Annotated in this window: 19 protein-coding genes; 12 read left to right on the top strand and 7 right to left on the bottom strand. The window is 43.6% G+C overall.

The annotated features are described in order from the left end of the window. Positions 1-77: 77 nt before the first annotated feature. Entirely contained in the window at positions 78-620 is a 543-nt protein-coding gene (locus N0824_RS09635) for an NUDIX hydrolase (RefSeq protein ID WP_108936600.1), read from the bottom strand. Between the two features lie 107 nt (positions 621-727). On the opposite strand from N0824_RS09635, the gene ylqF reads away from it, so the two are divergent. Continuing rightward, a complete protein-coding gene (gene ylqF / locus N0824_RS09630; RefSeq protein WP_108936599.1) occupies positions 728-1,567 on the top strand; it encodes a ribosome biogenesis GTPase YlqF in 840 nt (279 codons plus the stop codon). Positions 1,568-1,728: 161 nt separating this feature from the next. After that, positions 1,729-3,213 (top strand): glutamate synthase subunit beta, encoded by a 1,485-nt coding sequence (locus N0824_RS09625; protein ID WP_108936598.1) that lies wholly within the window; start codon positions 1,729-1,731, stop codon positions 3,211-3,213. 345 nt (positions 3,214-3,558) lie between these two features. Here the strand turns inward: N0824_RS09625 and N0824_RS09615 are convergent, their stop codons facing one another. Next, positions 3,559-4,299, bottom strand: coding sequence for a response regulator transcription factor (locus tag N0824_RS09615; RefSeq protein ID WP_108936596.1), 741 nt, complete (start codon positions 4,297-4,299; stop codon positions 3,559-3,561). Between the two features lie 510 nt (positions 4,300-4,809). On the opposite strand from N0824_RS09615, the gene N0824_RS09605 reads away from it, so the two are divergent. From N0824_RS09605 to N0824_RS21315, 7 genes are all read left to right on the top strand, one after another. Then, entirely contained in the window at positions 4,810-5,529 is a 720-nt protein-coding gene (locus N0824_RS09605; RefSeq protein WP_108936595.1) for a heme oxygenase (biliverdin-producing), read from the top strand. A gap of 422 nt (positions 5,530-5,951) precedes the next feature. Continuing rightward, a complete protein-coding gene (gene acpP, locus N0824_RS09595; RefSeq protein WP_108936593.1) occupies positions 5,952-6,203 on the top strand; it encodes an acyl carrier protein in 252 nt (83 codons plus the stop codon). Between the two features lie 70 nt (positions 6,204-6,273). Further along, entirely contained in the window at positions 6,274-7,524 is a 1,251-nt protein-coding gene (gene fabF, locus N0824_RS09590) for a beta-ketoacyl-ACP synthase II (protein ID WP_108936592.1), read from the top strand. An 82-nt stretch (positions 7,525-7,606) separates the two neighbouring features. Next, positions 7,607-9,613, top strand: a complete 2,007-nt coding sequence (gene tkt / locus N0824_RS09585; RefSeq protein WP_108936591.1) for a transketolase — start codon at positions 7,607-7,609, stop codon at positions 9,611-9,613. A 113-nt stretch (positions 9,614-9,726) separates the two neighbouring features. Beyond that, positions 9,727-9,987 (top strand): helix-turn-helix domain-containing protein, encoded by a 261-nt coding sequence (locus tag N0824_RS09580; protein WP_036386251.1) that lies wholly within the window; start codon positions 9,727-9,729, stop codon positions 9,985-9,987. Positions 9,988-10,254: 267 nt separating this feature from the next. After that, positions 10,255-10,623: a hypothetical protein gene (locus tag N0824_RS21320; protein WP_233256401.1), complete on the top strand. Its 369-nt coding sequence runs from the start codon at positions 10,255-10,257 to the stop codon at positions 10,621-10,623. Between the two features lie 76 nt (positions 10,624-10,699). Then, the gene (locus tag N0824_RS21315) at positions 10,700-11,023 is read left to right on the top strand and encodes a hypothetical protein (protein WP_233256400.1); all 324 of its coding nucleotides are present in this window, start codon (positions 10,700-10,702) and stop codon (positions 11,021-11,023) included. Positions 11,024-11,032: 9 nt separating this feature from the next. On the opposite strand, the gene N0824_RS21905 is transcribed toward N0824_RS21315, so the two are convergent. Both N0824_RS21905 and N0824_RS21900 read right to left on the bottom strand, forming a co-directional pair. Continuing rightward, positions 11,033-11,236: a hypothetical protein gene (locus tag N0824_RS21905; RefSeq protein ID WP_233256399.1), complete on the bottom strand. Its 204-nt coding sequence runs from the start codon at positions 11,234-11,236 to the stop codon at positions 11,033-11,035. Positions 11,237-11,400: 164 nt separating this feature from the next. Further along, on the bottom strand, positions 11,401-12,021 hold the full coding sequence (locus N0824_RS21900) for a DNA adenine methylase (RefSeq protein WP_233256398.1): 621 nt from the start codon (positions 12,019-12,021) through the stop codon (positions 11,401-11,403). Positions 12,022-12,320: 299 nt separating this feature from the next. Here N0824_RS21900 and N0824_RS09565 point away from each other — a divergent pair, with 299 nt between their 5' ends. Genes N0824_RS09565 through N0824_RS09555 form a run of 3 tightly spaced genes read left to right on the top strand, consistent with a single transcriptional unit; the run spans position 12,321 to position 15,596 of the window. Beyond that, positions 12,321-13,088 (top strand): hypothetical protein, encoded by a 768-nt coding sequence (locus N0824_RS09565; RefSeq protein ID WP_108936590.1) that lies wholly within the window; start codon positions 12,321-12,323, stop codon positions 13,086-13,088. Beyond that, positions 13,085-13,462: a hypothetical protein gene (locus N0824_RS09560; RefSeq protein WP_233256397.1), complete on the top strand. Its 378-nt coding sequence runs from the start codon at positions 13,085-13,087 to the stop codon at positions 13,460-13,462. The genes N0824_RS09565 and N0824_RS09560 overlap by 4 nt, the downstream gene beginning before the upstream one ends. 28 nt (positions 13,463-13,490) lie before the next feature. After that, positions 13,491-15,596, top strand: a complete 2,106-nt coding sequence (locus tag N0824_RS09555; RefSeq protein WP_108936589.1) for an NACHT domain-containing NTPase — start codon at positions 13,491-13,493, stop codon at positions 15,594-15,596. 328 nt (positions 15,597-15,924) lie between these two features. Here the strand turns inward: N0824_RS09555 and N0824_RS09550 are convergent, their stop codons facing one another. From N0824_RS09550 to N0824_RS09540, 3 genes are all read right to left on the bottom strand, one after another. After that, positions 15,925-16,191 (bottom strand): type II toxin-antitoxin system RelE/ParE family toxin, encoded by a 267-nt coding sequence (locus tag N0824_RS09550; RefSeq protein WP_108936588.1) that lies wholly within the window; start codon positions 16,189-16,191, stop codon positions 15,925-15,927. Between the two features lies 1 nt (position 16,192). Then, complete coding sequence (locus N0824_RS09545; protein WP_002800999.1) at positions 16,193-16,474, bottom strand: hypothetical protein; 282 nt, start codon at positions 16,472-16,474, stop codon at positions 16,193-16,195. 212 nt (positions 16,475-16,686) lie between these two features. Next, on the bottom strand, positions 16,687-17,931 hold the full coding sequence (locus tag N0824_RS09540; RefSeq protein ID WP_108936587.1) for a M23 family metallopeptidase: 1,245 nt from the start codon (positions 17,929-17,931) through the stop codon (positions 16,687-16,689). Between the last annotated feature and the right edge of the window lie 33 nt (positions 17,932-17,964).

The raw sequence follows: 17,964 nt of genomic DNA, 5'->3' as shown, positions 1-17,964 counted from the left end.
TAAAAATAATCTCCTGACCACTGGCCACCCAAAACGAACACTTCCTACCTCCCCCTTAATATAACTGCCATACCTCCTTAATTTTGCTTTAAAAAATCTCTCGCTAAATAGAAAGCAGCCAAACTACCAGAGACAGTAATTTCCTGGGGATTAATTTCCTGTAAAGGTCGCATAATAACTTCAATTTCCTCGGTAATATCTAACTTTTGTTGACCGGTGGGGGTAGCATTAAGAGCCAAAAAAATATGAATTCTGTTAGTATCTTTAACAGGATTATCGTACAAAACAGCCAAAGGTATTAGAGACTCACTTTGATAACCAGTTTCCTCCTCGAATTCCCGACGCGCTGCTGTGGTAATATTATCTTCACCCGCATCCACTGCCCCAGCGGGAAATTCCAATAAAATTTCCTTAACTCCGTGACGATATTGACGAACAAAAACTAATTGATTATCCCCAGTAACTGGAACAACTAAAACAATTTCAGGACGAATATTAACAAAATAATCATCGATAACTTGTCCAGAGGATAATTTCACCGCGTCTTGACGGACTTGACACCAACGATTATGAAAAACTAGCTCGGATTTAATAATTTGCCATTTTTTTAAATTAGTCATCGACAATCCTGTTATAGTTGCAGTGAAATTACTAAACTTTTTCTCAGATAATTATAGCTATCTAGGGACTATTCCTGATAAAATTTAATTTTATACTCCCATCTCCCATGTCGTTAATTCAATGGTATCCCGGTCATATTGCCAAAGCGGAAAGAAAACTCAAGGAACATCTTAAACTCGTGGATGTGGTCCTAGAAGTGCGCGATGCTCGCATTCCCTTGGCTTCCCATCATCCCCAGGTGGACGATTGGATTGGCAATAAACCGCGCTTATTAATCTTAAATCGTCTCGATATGATTCCCGAATCTGCCCAGCAACAATGGGTAACATGGTTTAAAAGTCAAGGAGAAACCGTCTATTTTACTAACGCTAAACAGGGAGAAAGAGTTAAAGCAATTATCAAAGCGGCAGAAAAAATTGGCGATGAAATTAACCAAAAACGCCAACTGAGAGGAATGTTACCGCGTCCAGTGCGGGCCGTGGTGATTGGGTTTCCCAATGTGGGCAAATCTGCCCTGATTAACCGTTTATTAGGGCGAAAAGTCGTTGCCAGCGCCCGCCGGGCCGGAGTAACGCGACAATTACAATGGGTACGAATTTCCGACACCTTAGAATTATTAGACGCGCCGGGGGTGATCCCTTCCCGTTTAGAAAATCAAAAGGATGCGGTGAAATTAGCTATCTGTGAGGATATTGGCGATGCAGGTTATGATAACCAAAGGATAGCGGCGGCTTTTGTCGATTTATTAATAGAATTACAGTATGAAGGACTTTTACAATCTCGTTATGGGTTGAATACTCTAGACATGACTGGGGAGGATTTTATCGAAAAATTGGCCAATCTCAAATATCAAGAAGATAAAGAAAGGGCAGCCATGCAGTTACTCAATGATTTTCGTAAGGGAATAATCGGGGCTATCCCGTTAGAATTGCCCCCTTCCTCTTGAAATCGCCTGTTTTTAACTCAATAGTTAATTACCCAATTTGTCAAAATTACCGCCTGTTAGTCCAGTGAGTTGCCGATAAGATTAAAGAAATCGGTAAAGTTGCGAGGATCGATCGAACTGTGAAGGAAGATAGGGAATAAACGACAGAGATAACAGAGACTATGGGCAAACCGACTGGCTTTATCGAATTCCTGCGTGAACTTCCTTCCGAACTTACCCCCCTCGATCGCCTTCATAATTGGGATGAGTTTCATCTTCCCATGCCAGAAGATAAACTCCGCAATCAGGCCGCCCGTTGTATGGATTGTGGCACACCATTTTGTCACACGGGAACCCTAATTAGTGGCATGGCCAGTGGTTGCCCGATTAATAACCTGATTCCCGAATGGAATGATTTAATCTATCGAGGATTGTGGCGAGAAGCCCTCGATCGCCTCCATAAAACCAATAATTTCCCCGAATTTACCGGTAGAGTCTGCCCCGCTCCCTGTGAGGGTTCCTGTGTTCTCGGTATTCATAATCCCCCCGTTACGATCAAAAATATTGAATGTTCGATTATTGACAAAGGTTGGGAATCCGGGTGGATTACTGCCAATCCCCCCGCCATCCGTACTGGCAAAAAAGTGGCCGTGATCGGTTCTGGACCTGCTGGATTAGCGGCCGCCGACCAGTTAAATAAAGCCGGTCACTGGGTGACAGTTTATGAACGGGCCGACCGCCCCGGGGGACTATTAATGTACGGTATCCCCAACATGAAGTTAGATAAGGAAGAAGTGGTTCTGCGTCGTCTCCAGATGCTCGAACAGGAAGGGGTAAAAATGGTCTGTAACACGGAAGTGGGCAAGGATATCAGCAGCCAAGACCTATTAAACGAATACGATGCCGTGGTTATCTGTACCGGAGCCACCAAACCCCGGGATTTAAACATTGAAGGTCGCCAATTAAAGGGTATTCACTTCGCCATGGAGTTTCTCACCGCTAATACAAAAGCACTACTAGACGGACAGCCCGGGGAGGATTTTATCTCGGCCGCGGGTAAAGACGTGGTAATTATCGGCGGTGGCGATACGGGAACCGACTGTGTGGGGACTTCCCTGCGTCATAACTGCCGTAGCGTCACCCAATTAGAGATTATGCCGCAACCGCCCCGCGAACGGGCCGCCGATAATCCCTGGCCCGAATGGCCGAAAATCTACCGTCTGGACTATGGACAAGAGGAAGCGGCCGCGCGTTTTGGTGATGACCCCCGGGTTTATACCACCACAGCGACTAAATTCGAGGGGGATAGCGAGGGTAACGTCACAGGGATTCACACGGTACGGGTGGAATGGCAACGCAACGAAAAAGGGCAGTTTATCCCCCAACCGGTGGCGGGAACCGAAAAAGTCATCCCGACGCAATTGGTTCTATTAGCCATGGGATTTTTGGGACCAGAACAGCCTTTACTCGATGATTTAGGCTTAGAAAAGGATGCCCGCAGCAATATCAAAGCCGAACACGGTCAATTTACCACTAGCTTACCGAAAGTCTTTGCAGCGGGGGATTGTCGTCGTGGTCAAAGTTTGGTGGTTTGGGCGATTAATGAAGGCCGCGGGGCTGCCAGGGAATGCGATCGCTTTTTGATGGGGGCGACGGATTTACCTTAAACCAGTAGTTAGGGTTTGCGGCAAAAAGTTTTTTGTGGGGGCAGGGTGTGGGGTGTGGGGTGTAGGGTTTTACCGATTTTGAGGGGGTCAATTACCTAATTTTCAGGGAAAAAGTCCCTGAAATTTCCCCCCGATCACTCCCAGATATCGTACTTTTTGATTGACAAAAGGTCTAAAAGTCTTACCCGACAAGGTTTTTAGATTTATTCAGCCAGCCCCAGTTACTCCCACCATTGTCCTGACTTGCTGGGGGTGCTTTCCCCCGGTCAAACCTTCTCAATCTGAAGAGGAGGAGGAGCGAGGAAACAATTTTCCCTATTGCCTATTTAGACAATTGCTCCCTGTTTAAACTGTTGCCGCCGATGAATCAAGCGCCACCTGTTCATTGGTGGGTAACTCCAGACAATAACCCGCACCGTAAACGGTTTTAATATAGCGAGGGTGGCGGGGATCGGGTTCTAGTTTCGTTCTCAGATGGCGAATATGAACGCGAATAGTCTCGATATCATCATCGGGATCATATCCCCAGACTTCCTTGAGAATATCACTAGGGGAAACGGTTTGACCGTGACGTTGGAGAAGACAGTGGAGTAACTCAAATTCTAGATGGGTTAACTTGACCACACCTTCAAACCAGACCGCCTCAAAACGTTCGGGAACCAGGGTTAAAGGTCCAAAACTGAGTATTTCTGAGTGTTTAGCGGCTTGGGGAATGCGATCGGTGCGTCTCAGGAGAGCGCGCACCCTAGCTAACATTTCCTCCACCTCGAAAGGTTTGGTCAGGTAATCATCGGCACCCGCATTAAAACCTTCCACTTTATCTTGGGTTTGTCCCAAGGCTGTGAGCATCAAAATCGGGATGTCGGCCGTGCGTTCATCTCGTCGCAAACGCTGACAGACGGTAAAACCATCGACTTTGGGCAACATTAAATCCAGCATGATTAAATCGGGTTGTAACTGGACGGCCAAGGCCTGGCCTTTAATCCCGTCCTCTGCGGGATTAACGTCATAACCCGCCATCTCCAGGTTGATGGAGACTAATTCCGCGATTGCAGGATCATCATCGATTACAAGTATTCGGGGCATTACCAGAGTGTTATGACTAACGGTTTGGGTAGGGAGTTGCTAAATGTGTTCTCGCTGACATCGCAACTAGGGCTTTGTCTCTCAAGGGCTTGAGTTTAGCACAACATAAAGAATCCTGTACTGATTATAAGCATGATTGCTAAATTCGGTTTTAATTTGTGAAATTTTGCTGATATAAGTCTCGTGAATGTTAAGAATTAATAAGAAGTGTGAAGAATGTTGCTCGATAATCGATATTAGTGCTAAATCCTAGCCTCTCTCTCCCCAAGATCGGCTAGGGAGCCGTTTTTCACTAATCTTTACAATTGCGCCATCTCCATCGATACCGGTTTCAACTGGCTGGGAAGCCCTGCTAGAGCTAAATTTCTCCCCTAAACTCCCCCGGCGGCACTGTAAAAATTCTTAATAAAATTACCGATCAATTCAGTTTAATCTACCAAAATAGGCGGTTTTAGTAAGCATCTGTAACGAACCCGATCCATTCTACTCATCCCAACAGGTGATCATAATATGAGCGTTAATTTATCAACTCAACTGCGAGAAGGCACGAAAAAATCCCATACCATGGCAGAAAACGTCGGTTTTGTCAAGTGTTTTCTCAAAGGCGTGGTAGAAAAAACTTCCTATCGCAAACTGGTGGCTAACCTCTACTTCGTCTATTCGGCCATGGAGGAGGAGATGGAAAAACTTCGTAGTCATCCCGTCGTTTCTAAAATCTGTTTTCCTGAACTCAATCGCAAAAATACGCTGGAACAGGATTTATATTTTTATTACGGTCCCAATTGGCGCAACGAGATCGCTTTATCTCCCGCAGGTCAGGCCTACGTTAACCGGATTCGGGAAATCGCCACAACAGAACCCGAATTATTAGTCGCTCATTCCTATACCCGTTATCTCGGCGATCTGTCCGGGGGGCAAATCTTGAAAAAAATCGCCGAAAAAGCGATGAATCTGGAAACTGGTGGCACGGCTTTCTATGATTTCAAAGATATTTCCGACGAAAAAGCCTATAAAAACCACTATCGTCAAACCCTCGACGAGTTACCAGTGGATCAAGCCATGGCTGATCGCATTGTCACCGAAGCTAACGCCGCTTTTGGCATGAACATGAAAATGTTCCAAGAGTTGGAAGGTAATCTGATCAAAGCGATCGGAATTATGCTCTTTAATACTCTCACCCGTCGTCGCAGCACTGGCAGCACCGAAACTGGATTGGCTACCGCCGAATAGTAGTCAAGAAAACCCAAAAAAACGGATAATTCTAGAATTGGGGTAATGGTCAGCCATGATTATTATCTGGATTTCGGAGTTATCCGTTATATTTTGGCTTTTTATTCGGTCGTCAGGAGGCAGGAGGCAGGAATCAGGAGTCAGGAGTCAGGAGACAGGAGATTATTTTTATTTATTCTCCCCACACCCCACACCCTACACCCTACACCCCACACCCCACACCCTACACCCTACACCCCACTTCCCCACTTCCCCGATGATCGAGAAAAAACTTCATCAAGAGGGGAACAACTTCCAGTAAGATGAAAAATGGTCAGTGAAAAAGCTAACCGAAATTTATTGTCGGAAATGGTAACACCGCCCCATTTCCCCAGACCCTAGAGGCTAGAGTCTGGTAAACCAGCGGATAAAAATTGACATCCATGAGTGCAGACATTTTCGAGCGAGTTAAAAAAGTTGTTGTGGAACAATTAGAAGTAGAGGATTCGGGTACAGTTACTCCCGAAGCAAGCTTTGCTAATGATCTGAAAGCGGATTCCCTTGATGTGGTCGAGTTGGTGATGGCTTTAGAGGAAGAATTTGATATTGAAATTCCCGACGAAGCGGCCGAACAAATTGACACTGTGGGCAAAGCTGCCGATTATATTAGCGGGAAAGTAGAAGCAACCGCCTAATTATTGCGGGAAAATTGACAATTTAGGATTAAATATCTGGGGCAAAATCTGCCCTTATTTTTGAACAAACATGACAGAATTGCCATTAAAAAGGGTTGTCATCACGGGGATGGGTGCGATCACTCCCCTCGGCAATAATCTAGCAGACTATTGGACAGGCTTAATCAACGGCAAAAGTGGCATTGGTTTAATTACCCACTTTGATGCCTCCCGTCACGCTTGTCGCATTGCTGGGGAAGTGCGGGGTTTTGACCCCCACGAATATGTGGATCGCAAAGAGGCAAAGCGCATGGACCGTTTCGCTCAATTTGCCGTCGCTGCTAGTTTGCAAGCACTGCAAGATTCTCGATTAGTGATCGACGCTCTCAATGCCGATGATATAGGCGTACTAATCGGTACGGGCGTGGGTGGCATAAAAGTGCTGGAGGATCAACAGGAAATTTACTTGACAAAAGGACCGAGCCGGTGTAGTCCCTTCATGATCCCGATGATGATTGCCAATATGGCCGCCGGTTTAACCGCCATCCACACGGGGGCCAAGGGACCGAGTAACTGCACCGTGACCGCGTGCGCCGCCGGTTCCAATGCCATCGGCGATGCTTTCCGTCTAGTACAAAAGGGTTCAGCCAAAGGGATGATCTGCGGTGGGACGGAAGCCGCCGTTACCCCCCTAGGGTTGGCTGGTTTTGCCTCCGCTAAGGCCCTGTCCACCCGCAACGATGACCCCACCCGGGCCAGTCGTCCCTTTGATAAGGATCGGGATGGTTTTGTCATGGGGGAAGGGGCAGGAATTTTGATTATAGAGGAATTAGAAACGGCCTTGGCCCGTGGGGCGCGGATTTACGCCGAAATGATCGGTTATGGTCTGACTTGCGATGCCTATCACATGACCGCACCGGTTCCCGATGGTCGTGGGGCCACCAGAGCGATCGAATTAGCGCTCAAAGATGCCGGTTTAACTCCGGCGGAAATTAGCTATATCAACGCCCACGGCACCAGTACAGGGGCCAATGATCCCACGGAAACCAAGGCGATTAAAAAAGCTTTAGGAGAATCGGCCTACCAAATCCCCGTCAGTTCCACCAAATCGATGACAGGCCACCTTTTAGGCGGTTCTGGCGGCATTGAAGCCGTGGCCACGGTCATGGCGATCGCGAATGATCGGATTCCCCCGACTCTCAACCTGGACAATCCTGACCCCGATTGCGATCTCGATTACGTCCCCTACGAAAGTCGTCAGCAGATAGTTAACGCTGCCCTCTCCAACTCCTTTGGATTTGGTGGCCATAACGTCACCCTAGCTTTTAGAAAATATGCTTGAGTCGATGCCCCTGAAAGAGTAATCTGTGAGTGGCTCCCTCTTTAACCTGGTCTTATTTTTGTAGTTCATTCTAAAAAACATTATGGTTGTCGCCTCCCAATCCCTCGAAGAACTTTGTATTAATGCCGTGCGTTTTTTAGCGGTAGATGCCGTAGAAAAAGCTAAATCGGGACACCCCGGACTGCCCATGGGAGCCGCTCCCATGGCCTTTGTTCTCTGGGATCAATTCCTGCGTTTTAACCCGAAAAACCCCCAATGGGTCAATCGCGATCGTTTTGTTCTCTCCGCCGGTCACGGTTGTATGCTGCAGTACGCTTTGATGTACCTGACGGGATACGATAGCGTTCCCCTAGAGGAAATTAAACAATTCCGGCAGTGGAAATCGAAAACCCCCGGCCACCCCGAAAATTTCGTCACGGAAGGGGTAGAAGTGACCACTGGTCCCCTGGGTCAAGGGATTGCCAATGGTGTGGGTTTGGCCCTAGCAGAAGCCCATTTAGCAGCCCGTTTCAACAAACCGGATGCCAAAATTATCGACCATTACACCTATGTGATTTTGGGTGATGGTTGCAATATGGAGGGTATTTCCGGAGAAGCTTGTTCTTTAGCCGGTCACTGGGGTTTAGGCAAGTTAATCGCCCTCTACGATGATAACCATATCTCGATCGATGGTTCCACCGATATCGCTTTTACCGAGGACGTGAGCAAGCGTTTTGAAGCCTACGGTTGGCACGTTCAGCACGTCGAGAATGGTAACACCGATTTAGATGCCATTGCCAATGCGATCGCAGCCGCCAAAGCTGTCACCGATAAACCCTCGATGATTAAAATCACCACTACCATCGGTTATGGTTCCCCCAATAAGTCTAATACCGCCGATGTTCACGGGGCAGCTTTAGGAGCAACAGAAATCGAGTTAACCCGGAAAGCCTTAGGTTGGGAATCCGAGCCGTTTGTGGTTCCCGATGAGGTATTAAATCGTTTCCGGCAAGCAGTGGACAAGGGAGCGACGGCAGAAACGGACTGGAATAAGTTATTTAACGAATATCAGGCTAAATATCCCGCAGAAGCGTCTTTATTTGAACAGTTAACCACCGGTCAACTGCCGGAAGGTTGGGAGCAAGCTTTACCGGTTTATAAACCCGAAGATAAGGCGCTGGCTAGTCGTAAACACTCGGAAATCTGCTTAAATGCGCTTGCGGGGGTTTTACCCGGTTTAATCGGCGGTTCGGCGGATTTAACCCACTCTAACTACACGGAATTAGAGCATTTTGGTAATTTCCAAAAAGGCAGTTATCAGGAGCGTAACGTCCATTTTGGCGTGCGGGAACACGCGATGGGGGCGATTTGTAACGGTATTGCTCTCCATAACACGGGATTGATTCCCTACGGGGCGACTTTCCTGATTTTCACCGACTATATGCGGAATTCTATCCGTTTATCGGCATTGTCAGAAACTCGCGTCATCTGGGTAATGACTCACGATTCCATTGCCTTAGGGGAAGATGGACCGACTCACCAACCCGTGGAACACGTTGCTTCTCTGCGAGCTATTCCTAACCTGTTAGTCATGCGTCCGGGAGATGGTACGGAAACTTCTGGCGCGTATAAAGTAGCGGTGAGCGAAAAGAAACGCCCGACTTTATTGGCTCTCTCCCGTCAAAATCTGCCCAATTTAGCGGGAACTTCCCTTGCGGGTGTGGCTAAAGGTGCTTATGTTATCACCGATTGTGAAGGTACTCCCGATGTCATTCTCATCGGTACGGGGGGCGAGTTGTATCTCTGTGATAAAGCGGCTGCGGTGTTGAAAGAAGCAGGAATTAAAGCTCGCGTCGTTTCTATGCCCTGTTGGGAGCTATTCGAGGAACAATCGGCAGAATACAAAGAATCGGTATTGCCGAAAGCAGTGAAAAAACGTCTCGCGGTGGAAGCGGGTTCAACCATGGGTTGGCATCGCTACATCACCGATGAGGGGGATGTGTTGGGGGTTGATACCTTCGGCGCTTCTGCTCCGGGGGGTGTGATTCTAGAGAAGTTTGGTTTTACCGTGGATAACGTGGTAGCGAAGGCAAAAGCGTTGTTAGGTTAATTACCTGAAATCTTAGCTGTAATGAGTCAGAAAAATCTGGCTCATTTTTTTGTTTTTCTATTGTGACTGTCAGTCAGTGGACTAGGGGTCACGTCAGGCAGTTTAATCGAAGCATGGCAAAGGACAATTTAGCTCAATTTGGCAGATGTTTACATAATGCTCGCATTCAAAAGGGTTTATCCCAAGAAAGGTTGGCCGAAGCGGCCAATTTGGATAGAACTTACATCAGTCTTCTTGAACGTGGTAAAAGGAATCCTTCTTTACTATGCTTGATTTCTTTATGTAGAGCATTAAACATAAGTCTTTCGGAGCTTTTTAACACTATGTCTATAAATTCCGATGTAAATACTGATGATGTCAGAAGATTTGATTAAATTGCTTGAGCAGTTTTTGCATGATAACGAGCTTGAATGGGAATGGTTTGAAAAAATATAGCAATTCCCATAGTTGTGAGGTACAGAGTCTTAGGTTTTGAGGAGTCAGGAGTCAGGAGTCAGGAGTCAGGAGTCAGGAGTCAGGATTCGGGATTCAGGATTCAGGAGTCAGGATTCGGGATTCAGGAGTTAAGATTTTGGTGTACCTCATGAGATTGGGAAACGCTATATATTACAGAAGTTCTCAATGATCCAAAAGTTATTCCTATGATTCGTGGCAAGTTTTTTGAGTTCACTGTACAAGATGAACTGTCAAAAATACTCTCGAATAATTATTTAGTTACTAATCCTCGCTTAAATCCTCAAGCTGGTTCTCACGATATAGACGTAGCTATTATCAATCAAAAAAACGCCAAAAAATACTCTGCTGAATGTAAGTTAGCCAAAAAAGGTAGTTTCCGTCTTCAGGGAGGTATCAGACCTTTTATTGAAGTCAAATGTATGAGATCAAGAACCTTAGGAGACAAAGCGGCAGAACAAAGGTCTAAATTGATAGGAATACCTTCAACAAGCCTAAATATGGCGGATTCAGGACTGGTCTGGTACATTCTCCACGCCGAAAGGCTTATCCAATAAGGGGTTGTCTGTGCCAGATGGATAGAGGAACCGCCGTATTCACAAAGATCAATATATTGAAACAGATTTTGATTTAGTGATTACATCTCTTGCCAATGCTTTTTTTCAGACCAATTTAGAAACAGGACTATTTGTTTGGAAGCCCACACCAAAAGAGCAAATATTTTTAAGCAAAATTAATATTAATAATCAAGAAGAAGCCCTTTTAAAAATGTACGTTGCCAGGAGTAAAGATTTAACAGCAAATCAAACCAATAACATCAAGTGTTCTCGCCAGAAATGCCAGGATCACAACTGTAATTTCATCCCTAATTATCCCAAAATTTTCTTTGATGTTAATACGACTGAACCTCTACAACCATGGCTCCCGATCAAAAAAATAGAGGATTTACTTGATTAAAATTAGCAATCAAGATATATCGAATAAACTTAATTGTAGAGGTGTGAATCTTGCGGGTTTCTGAAGATCATAATTAGCAATAAATACCTCCTTGCCCTTGCGTCTTTCACTCTGATAACCATGTTCCAATTTTAAACCATTTTTTTGATCATCAGTTCGATTAATAGTGTAATTCCATTCATTATCTTGTAAAGAAATACACCAATCATACATTTCTCTAATTTCGGAGCAATTATCATAAGTCAAAAGAAATTTAAATCGATGTTGATGTTTTTTCAACGTCTTACATAACCTTTCATGATCTTCTAGACTGAAGAAACAGGAATATAGCGGTAAGCGCTTGAGTGAGATACAGACCAAGCTTTGCCTAGCATGGTTTATAGCTCGTGACACTGTACCTCATACGACTGCACACCGCTATAGAATTTATTTTGATCTGCTTGAAAGTAAGGAGGATCGACAAATAAAAAGTAATCATCGGGTAATTGATTGATTAAATTTTCAACATCTAAACAAGATAAATTGACATTTTGCAGTTTTTCCGAAGTGGTTTTTAGGTGAGAAGGCCAGTTTTCAGGACGCATAGAATACTTATCACCATAGCCCCAATAACAATTTTCAAGTTTCATAATTCCTGAGTAGGAAGTTCTATTTAGATAATACCAACGCATGGCTCTTTCTAGGTCATTGGCTGGTTGAAATTCATTTTTATAATAACTGTGTAATTCTTTGGTAGCGTTTAGATCTTTTAATAATTCAATTAGACTACCAAGATAATCTTTGATATGTCGATAACAGTTGATTAATTCTTCATCTTTGTCATTGAGAATATTCTCTGCTACACTTTCCTTAGCAAAGAATATAGATGCTCCCCCCGCAAAAGGTTCACAATACTTATGGTGACTGGGAAGACAAGCTAAGATTAGCTTACGGGCATAAAATTTACCGCCGGGATAACGAAAAGGAGAATTACTAAGTTTTTTAGCGATTTTAGACATTATCTTCAATTTTAGAGGCTCTTCTTTGAGATTATTTTAACAAAATTACGATATTTTCTCTAGGAATGTCAGAGAAGTTTGGTTTTACCGTGGATAAGGTGGTAGCGAAGGCAAAAGCGTTGTTAGGTTAATTAAAACTTTGGTTTTGTGAAAAAAGCCCGCGCCAGCGGGTTTTTTTGTGGTTATAGGTCAACCTAGTTTAGGCTTTAGGCTTAGTTCATGTAAAAATGTAAAGTAGGAAGCTTTAGTAGTTAGCCAAAACCTTTACACTTGAGATAATTATCACGATTCCTAGAGCCATGACTAAAGGGGAAAGCCCTGTATCGAAGGAAACAATCAAGAGCCTAACATTAGATATAGAAGGCTCACTGTTGTCTTTTGATAAATTTATCAAGGCTCAAGAACAATTAGCAATACTACTCCATGAAGTAGATAAAACCCTTGCTAACAAAAATCGCACCCTGATAAATTGGAGAATCTCTCAAGTTCATAGTGGCAGCATTCATCTTACTTTAGAAGGAATGCCTCAAGATCAGATTACACCTAGTCAAATTTCTGAAGTTATTAAGACTGTAGAAAGGGGAATAGTAACAATTTTAGAACATCCGATTCGCCCTAAGTATTTTTCTGATCGAGCTTTAGAAAGTGCGCGATCATTAGCAATATTGAAAAAAAGAGATGAGTTTATGGTGCAATTGGGCTTTGATTCGAGGTGTATCGACTTGAATCAAGCTTTGATTGCTAATGTTGATGAAATTATCGGGAGAAAATATCAAAGTTTTGGTACTGTAGAAGGTGTGCTTAAAGCTATTGATGTAAGTCGTAAACCTATTTTTAGAGTTTACAATTTATTGACTAATAAAAGTGTTAAATGTTACTTTGAACCAAATTTACTTGATAATATCAAAGAATATCTAGAAAAAAGAGTCTCTGTATCGGGGATAGTTACCTCTAGAGAAGATGGGGAAAAAATCGGGATTAAAGTTGAGTCAATTGATCTTTTTCCTCAGAAAAAAGATTTACCTACCATTGAGGAAATGATCGGAATTTTGGGAGGAAGTAATTGATTCGTCCAACAAAAAAGCTACACTACTGGGATTCTTGTGTTTTTTTAGCTTTCCTGAAAAATGAAAAGGATAAAATTAATGATTGTATTTCTGTTCTCAAAGCAGCTGAAAATGGTCAGGTAATAATCGTGACTTCTGCTCTTACTTTTATTGAAGTGGTGAAATTAGAAAAAGGACAGCCAAAATTACCTAAAGAAAGTGAGGAAAAAATCAGAGATTTTTTCCCACATGAGTGGATTTATATTTATGATGTGGACATAAGAAACCCGCTTTCTGAGTTGATGATAAGAAAGCGGAGAAAGCGGGTTTCTGGGTTGATGATGAGAAACCCGCTTTCTGAGTTGATGAGAAGCCCGCTTTCTGGCTTATACTGAACTTTAGAGGATTTACAGGGGTTAAGTTATGACAGGAATTGAAACAACCATTGTAATGGCAGGGGCTAAGAGTTTGATTGACCAAATCACTAAATCGGGGTGGGAGGGTATTAAGAAAAATGAGTTATTGAATAAAGATGTCGGGCAGCTTATTAGAGAGGTAAAGTATCTTTTTTTGCGGAAATATCCTCAACGTTACTGGGATCGGCACGGCATGATTAAGGTTTTAAAAATGTCTAAGCCGATGGATTTGGAGTCAATTTATGTTAATGTCAAATGTTTAGGAAATTTAGTCAGGGATTATTATGATGAAAATTTAGAAAATAAATACCGTGAGAGTAAGCAGCGACGGTTTAACTTTAGGGATGATGGTAAAAAAGATGGTTTACTTTTGGCTAATCAAGAACAATATTTAATGGTACTTGGTGATCCCGGTATTGGTAAATCTACATTTTTGCGAAAAGTTGGTTTAGAAGCTCTCAAGGGAAAGCAAGGCAGTTATCAGCATCCTCTAACACCTGTTTTACTGGAGTTGAAAAACTTTAAAGAGAACGAGATTAATATTCAGGTATTAATTGAAGAGGAGTTTAAAATCTGCGGTTTTCCCAACGTGGAAAAAAGTATTAGCAATAAACTAGAAAAAGGGGAATTACTAATTTTATTAGATGGTTTGGATGAACTGCCAACAGCTAATGTGAATAATGTAATCGAGAAAATTCAAGATTTTGTAGATAGGCATCATAAAAATCGTTTTATTCTCTCCTGTCGCACTGCTGCTAGAACTCATCTTCGACAATTTACCGATATTGAAATTGTCGAATTTGATGATCAGCAAATTCAAAGTTTTATTGAACATTGGTTTAGTTCGGAATTAGACCGCAAAAATGAGACGGCTAAAAATTGTTGGGAACTGTTGCAAAAGGAGGAGTATAAAAGTGCAAAAGAGTTAGCTCATACACCGTTATTGTTGACTTTTTTGTGTTTGGTTTATGATGAAAATCAATCTTTTCCCACAAATCGCAGTCGCCTTTATCAAGATGCGTTAAGAATTTTATTGGAGAAATGGTCAGCCGAAAAACGTTTACCTAATCGCGGTTTAGTTTATGAAAATCTCAGTATTGAGCAAGAAGAAATTTTGCTATCTGAAATTGCTTATCAGAATTTTGTAGCAGATAAACTTTTTTTAGAAAAACGAGAAATTGTTAAGCAAATTAAAGATCACCTTAAACAAAACTTAAATGCTCCGCAACATTTAGACGGAGAAAAAGTATTAAAAACCATTGAAATTGAACAGGGAATTTTAGTAGAGCGGGCGAGAGATGTCTATTCTTTTTCTCATTTAACCCTTCAGGAATACCTCACGGCTCAGTATATCTATGATAATGATTTGATTGAAGAAGCAGTTAAGAATTATGTAACAGAAACTCGTTGGCAAGAGGTGTTTTTGTTAGTGGCGGGTTTGATGCGAGGGAAAGCCGATAAATTGTTATTAGCAATGGAGAAAGAAGCCCATAATTATCTTACAACGCCCCTCGGTCAAAAATTAGTGCCGATTTTGCAATGGGCAGATGAGATGACTAAAGATTCTGTTGATAGTCCGATTAAACCTGTAGGAAGAAGAGCGATCGCCTATTGGCTCGTCATCTTCTACACCTGCATCATCTACAGCTACAACGTCATCCACATCCCCAACGTCACCGCCATCATCCACAGCATCGTCATCGCCTACGCCTACGCCCCCGAGATCGCCTACTTAATCACCAAGATGTCCTTTACCCCCAAACTCATCGATGAGTTTGTCCAGTTAGTTAACTTATTTGCTCAGGATCGAATTGTTTCTAAGGTTAATTTTTACCAATTAAGCGCTGATTTAGAAGCTTTCAAACAAATTATTCCTGATGATAAAGCGGCTAAAAAAGAACGTCAAGAATTTGCTGATCAATTCTTGAAAATGTGGAGTACTGCTTTTAATTTAACGCCTGAATTACTTAATTTATCCATCAACGAAATTAGCGAAATAGACAGGCATTATTTTTATATTAATCGCCGGATTCTCAAATGCCAAAAAGTGGCTGTTAATATTTCCCCTACCGTCTGGCAAGAAATCGAAGAACGAATGCTCCGCGTTCCTTAACTTCTACTTTTTTTCTCAAATTTTGCCTTTCCAATTGGATGAGATTAGCGAATATTAACACTATGAGGATTGGGAGCTTCAAAAACCTTGCATTACCATTTTTATAGAACATAGGGTTTGCTGAAAAAGTACGGGCGAAGCATTCGGATAGAAAATCTACGGTTTCACCGATAAGTTATTGTCCGAATGCTTCGCCCCTACAGGACGCGGAACCATGAAGACGCAAGGTTTTGAAGCACGATTCTCTCAGAATCTTGCACCTGTTTCGGGAGAAAAGCCACAAAACCTCTACCTTGCCTACATTTCACATTTATTCAGCAAACCCTATTTATTGGCGGTAAGCTTGACTGCGATGTTCAATCAGCAAGACGATAACTTGAGACTGACTATCATCAACTGTATAGATAACCCGATAGTCTCCAACGCGGAAGCGATACTTCCCAGCAAATTCTCCCTTTAATGCTTTAATTTGAGGGTGATTTTTCGGTGTTTCTTGAAGGAGTTTTAAACACTTAGCCATCTTCTTTTTTAAGATTGGATCCGCTTCAGAATAAACTTTATTTGCTTTAGCTGTCAAACGGACTTTATAAGTCATCTCAGCTTTCCCAATCAATGAGGCAACCTGATTGTAAATCCATTTCAGCTTCTTTCAAATGTTCCATAATATTCGGGATTGCTCTAATTTCTTGCGTTGCCTTTTCACTTTCTTTATCTGACAAATAAGCGGCAAATTCTAGAATCATCTTTAAATTTTCTACTGATAGGGTTTGTATATATTGTTGAATCTTTTGCTGCATTAAATCGACCTGTACTAATGTTTCAGAATCTAAAAAATCTTCTGGAGTCGAGGGATTTACTTCAACGTTAGTTAGAGTCATATTTAATCAAGTGCTTCTCTCAAGTTTATTATTTGTATCTTAGCGTGTATCCTGTCTCCCGTCTCCTGACGACCGACTCCTTGCCCCACAGTTAACTTTATTTTTGTCCAACTACTTAATACTGCGAATGTATGAAAACGCATCAATTGGGCAAAAGCTCAACGATGCGTTTTTAAGTTCCAAAAACCGCTATATTTGTAACCCAAAACAAATTAATTCTGATTAGGGTCAGTGGCTGCGGCCATTTGCATTCTCTGCACCAGATTATCGAGGGCTAATTCTAGATGTAAACCGGCATCTACGGCGGTCCAACCCTGTTCGGTTAGGTGTCGCCATTCAAAGTGTAGGTGCGGACCGGTAGAAAGTCCCGTACTACCCACACGACCGATAACCGCCCCCTGTTCCACCCATTCTCCCGGTTTGACAGTAATTTCCGAAAGGTGGGCATAACGAGATTCTTGACTACCATCGAGGTGACGTAAAATCACCGTTAATCCGTAACCTCCTAACCAGTCGGCGGTGGCCACTTCCCCTGCGTAGGCGGCTAATACAGGTGTTCCCATCGGTGCGCCTAAATCAGTACCCGCGTGCATGGCCCGATTCCCGCTGACTGGATGATTTCGCCACCCAAAAACCGAGGTAATTTGGGCGGGAAGGGCGAGGGGAAAGAGTAAATCCGTGCGTTGAGTTGGGTTAGAATCCGTGGGACTTAAACGGGTGGCCCGCTCATAGGTGGTCGCTTCGCTGATTGCTTCCACTTCTGCGCGAGTCACCGGGGCCAAAGCTAATTTTACGCCATTCCATTCCGGGGGATTGAGGGCCACCACCTGACTGGGAATCACCGTCGGGGCAGCCAGACGTACCGGGGCGCTAGAAGCGACGAGAGTGGGGGCATAACGACCCAGGGAATTATTAGCGATAACCGGCTGATTTCGGGGCTGCCGTCCTACCCGCACGGCTGGATTAGGATTGAGACGCACCCGGGCCAGATTAACCGGGGGTAAGGGTTTGGCCACAGTGCTGACCGGCTGACGACGGGAAGACCGGGCCGCCAGATTACAGCTACCTCCTACCAGTTGACCATTTTGGGCGATGGTTTGGCAACCACTGCGGCGCTCGGTGACGACAACGGAACTGGGGGGGTTAAAGTTTCTAGTATCGATAAAATTATTTTTACCGCCGGCCCGGGGGGCAAGGGTAGGCATATCGGTTTGATGGTTTTCGGGGATAGCCAGACGGGGGGCAGGATTAGTATTTTCTTTGATAACGGGGGCTTTCAGAGTCGGGGCGGCATTTTCCACCACTGGGGTTTCGCTGCCAGTTTCGGAATTAGCGATCGCATTGGGAGCAAGAGTGAGCAGACCGCCAATCACCAAACCGAGACCACTGCATAAACTCAGCTTCTTTTTTAAGGATTTTCCGAGAAAAAGTTTCAATATCACCGATGAAGGATACATAGGGCGGCCTCACTTCTCACAGTTTAGTCAAAA

The organism is Microcystis sp. 0824 (assembly GCF_003112475.1).
Lineage (GTDB): Bacteria > Cyanobacteriota > Cyanobacteriia > Cyanobacteriales > Microcystaceae > Microcystis > Microcystis aeruginosa_C.
Note: the sequence above shows the minus strand (reverse complement) of the source record. Positions and strands in the feature narration are given on the sequence as shown.